Source organism: Glycocaulis sp. (genome assembly GCF_052168375.1).
Classification (GTDB): Bacteria; Pseudomonadota; Alphaproteobacteria; order Caulobacterales; family Maricaulaceae; genus Glycocaulis.
In genome coordinates this window covers 1-3,486 of the sequence record NZ_JBQLZR010000283.1, presented here as the reverse complement: position 1 = coordinate 3,486, position 3,486 = coordinate 1, and the positions used below count along the sequence as shown (strand labels likewise).

The 3,486-nt window shown below is 64.9% G+C and carries 3 protein-coding genes and 1 pseudogene; 2 read left to right on the top strand and 2 right to left on the bottom strand.

From position 1 onward, the window contains the following. Together ACTS2Z_RS11620 and rpmB are read right to left on the bottom strand one after the other, a co-directional pair. On the bottom strand, positions 1-1,675 hold a 1,675-nt coding region (locus ACTS2Z_RS11620), incomplete at its 3' end, for an amidohydrolase (RefSeq protein WP_442573371.1). Positions 1,676-1,786: 111 nt separating this feature from the next. Continuing rightward, on the bottom strand, positions 1,787-2,080 hold the full coding sequence (rpmB, locus tag ACTS2Z_RS11615; protein WP_442573372.1) for a 50S ribosomal protein L28: 294 nt from the start codon (positions 2,078-2,080) through the stop codon (positions 1,787-1,789). Between the two features lie 234 nt (positions 2,081-2,314). On the opposite strand from rpmB, the gene ACTS2Z_RS11610 reads away from it, so the two are divergent. Both ACTS2Z_RS11610 and ACTS2Z_RS11605 read left to right on the top strand, forming a co-directional pair. Next, on the top strand, positions 2,315-3,130 hold the full coding sequence (locus tag ACTS2Z_RS11610) for a DUF3108 domain-containing protein (protein WP_442573370.1): 816 nt from the start codon (positions 2,315-2,317) through the stop codon (positions 3,128-3,130). Positions 3,131-3,211: 81 nt separating this feature from the next. Continuing rightward, a pseudogene (locus ACTS2Z_RS11605) lies at positions 3,212-3,486 on the top strand (helicase-related protein); the annotation flags it as partial.

The following is a 3,486-nucleotide window of genomic DNA, read 5'->3' as shown; positions in this document are numbered from 1 at the left end:
CTTCGCCATCAACCACCGTCATAACGGGCCGGGCATGGCGAAGGTCGAGATCGTCGGCTGTCATCAGATCGGTATCGAAGACGGAGAAGTCCGCCAGCGTGCCCGGCGCAATCGTGCCCAGCTCGCCTTCGCGGAATGCGGCATAGGCGGCGTTCACGGTAAACAGGCGCAAGGCCTCTTCCCGGCTCAAGGCCTGCTCAAGGTGCCAGGTTTCAGGGTCCGCATACCCGTCGAGATCACGCCGCACGGTGGCGGCATAGAACTCGATGCGCGGCTCACCGCGCTCAACCGGTGCATCCGATCCGCCCGCAATCACTGCGCCGCTTTCCATGATGTCGCGCCAGGCATAGGCGCCCGACAGGCGCTGAAGGCCAAGGCGTGCGGGCGCAAAGTGCAGATCCCCGATGGCGTGGGAGGGCTGCATGGACGCGATAAGTCCAAGCTCGGCAATGCGCGGAAGGTCTGACGGGCTGACCACTTGCGTGTGTTCGATGCGCCAGCGTGGCTCTGCCACGGCGCGTTCCTCCACCGGCACGCGGGCATAGGCAGCTTCCACCCAGTCGAGCACGAGACGGTTACCCAGATCGCCAATCGCGTGAATGGCAAGCTGCACACCGTCGCGCAAGGCATTGTCCATCATTGCGCCGGCCTGCTCCTCCTGCATCAGGAGAAGCCCGCTACTACCCGGCGAATCCGCATACGGGTTGATCAGCGCCGCGCCGCGCGATCCCAGCGCCCCGTCTGCGTATAGCTTGACCGCCCTTGCAGTGACCCGGCCGCCATCGTGGATGCGCGGGCTGCGCGCGGCGACCTCGTCATAGGCTGCCGGATTGGCCGACACATGCACACGCAGCGGCAGGCGCCCGGCCTCGGCAAGCTGTTCGAGAATGTCGACATCACCATAGGGCACGCTCATGTCATGCACGCCGGTCCAGCCATGGCGCGCCATCACCGCGGCGGCACTGGCATAGATTTCAACCCGTTCAGCCGGTGAAGGGTCAGCCAGCAGCGCCCGGAAGGGCGCCATCGCGGCATCAATGATCATGCCGGTCGCAGCGCCGTCTGGGTCTCGCAGGATCTCGCCGCCTTCAGGATCCGGCGTCTGCGCCGTTACGCCTGCCGCGTCCATAGCGGCCGTGTTGGCCACCAGAGCGTGACCATCTGCGCGGATCAGGATGACCGGACGGTCAGATACGACCGTGTCCAGATCGGCAGCAGAGGGGAAACGCGCCTCCGGCCAGTGGGTCTCGATCCAGCCGCGTCCGGAGATTACACCGTCCGGGTTTGCCTCTGCGTAGGCACTTACGCGGGCCTGCAGGTCGGTGATGGACGCGGTTTCCTCCAGATTGAGCGTGCGCTCGCGCTGGCCGATCCCGATCAGATGGGCGTGGGAGTCCGTAAAGCCGGGAAACATCGTTGCACCGGCAAGGTCGACAATCTCGGTTTCACTGCCGGTGAGCGCATCAAGGCCCTGTGCGTCGCCAGCATAGATGACGCGCCCGTTGCGGACGGCCACCACATCAACCGTCCGGCCAAGCCCGGTGTGAATGGTGCCGCCGGTGAAGATGCGCTGTGCGTGCTGGACACTGCTGCCATCCGCTTCGGGTTCCGGGGCGCTGCATGCGGCCAGCATTCCGGCGAGCGCCAGCGCGATGAATGACGGTGTGCGGATCATGATGCCCTCCCGAAGCAAGTCAGCGGGCACGCTAGTCCGGTTGCGGGCAAAAAGAAAACGCCCGCCTCAATCGAGACGGGCGTCTGATCTTTCAAGGCAGGGATAAGGGGCTTAAGCCGCCGCTTCGCCTTGTGCCTTTTTCAGCTCACGCTTCACTTTCAGCGCGCCCGAGGACAGGTTCTCGTCGCGGGATTTCAGAAGGAAGCTGTCCAGACCGCCGACATGGTCGACGCTGCGCAGGGCCTTGGCGGCAATGCGGAACTTGAACGCGCGGCCCAGCGTCTCGGACGCGAGGGTCACATCAATCAGGTTCGGCAGGAAGCGCCGGCGGGTCTTGTTGTTCGCGTGGGAAACATTGTTCCCGGACATCGGACCGGTTCCGGTCAGTTCGCAGCGGCGCGCCATGGCTTCCACCTTCTCCAGCAAAGTCGTATTCAAGAATACCGTGCACGCCGAAGGGCAAGCTCCAGCGCGGGAGCGCGGGTGTTAGCCGAGAGGGCTTGCCACGTCAAGCCGGGCCTGTAGGTATGCCGCCCGTCCCGCACGCGTCTGCCACACCTCTGCCGCGTTCATCGTGCAGACAGGTGGCAGGTGGGAGGCTTTCCCAGCCCGAACCGTCCAGCCGGAGCCCGTTTCTGCATGAAGACCAAAGCCCTCATCGCCCTTGCCAGCCTTGCCAGCCTGACGGCGATGCCCGCCAGCGCGGACACGCAAGCTGCCTCCATGGCGACAGCGCCGGAGAGCCTCTACGTGCGCTATTCCGGCTCGCTGCTGATGATCCCGGTGGCAAACATCTCGATAAACGCGGTCTGGCCCGACCAGACCTATTCGGCAACCGCCACCTTCCAGTCAGGCGGGCTTCTGGCCTGGTTTGACGACACCAATATCGAGGCAGGCGTATCTGGCTATGTCCGCGAGGAGGGCCTGGACCCCTGGCGCTACCAGCACCTCAACCATGCCAGCGGCAAGGGCCGCGTCGTGGCGGTGAACTTTGTCGACGGCATGGCCGTGCCGGACATCAACCCGCCCTTCGGCTCGATGGGCGACCCGGCTGCCACCGACGAGGAGCGCACCGGGGCGATGGACCCGATTTCGGGCATTCTGAACATGATGCTGAGCGCGCCGCTCACCGCCAATGGTGAACCGTGCTCGGGCCGGGTACCGATCTTTGACGGGCGCGCTCGCTATAATCTGCGCCTTGAGAATGGCGGCATGGACAGTGTGAATACGCGCGCCTGGTCCGGCGAGGCGCTGGTATGCCGCGCCTATGTCGAGCCGATCAGCGGCTATGAGACCGGTGACCGTCCCTCCGAGGAAGACACCCGCCGTCCTGTGGTCATGTGGCTGGCGCCGCAAGGCGATATCTGGGTGCCGGTGCGCTACCGCGCCAATACCCGGATCGGCAATCTGACCATCAGCGCCACCCATCTCCAGGTTGGCGCCCGGCCCGAATAGCAAAAAACAACGCGTCTCTGCGCCCCGCACTTAATTGCGCGGGGCAAGCGCCCTATCTTCACCGCCGAAAGCGAGGCGTTGATGCGCACGCAAGGCGAGATCACGGCCGTTCTCGGCCCTACCAATACGGGCAAGACCCATCTTGCCCTGACCCGCATGCTGGGGCGTTCCTCCGGCGTGATGGGCCTGCCCTTGCGCCTGCTGGCCCGCGAACTTTACGACCGCGTGGTCAAGGCCAAGGGGCCGGGCGCAGCAGCACTGATTACCGGTGAAGAGAAAATCGTCCCGCCTAAGGCGCGCTATTTCCTGTGCACGGTCGAGGCCATGCCGATGGACATGCGCCCGGCCTTCCTTGC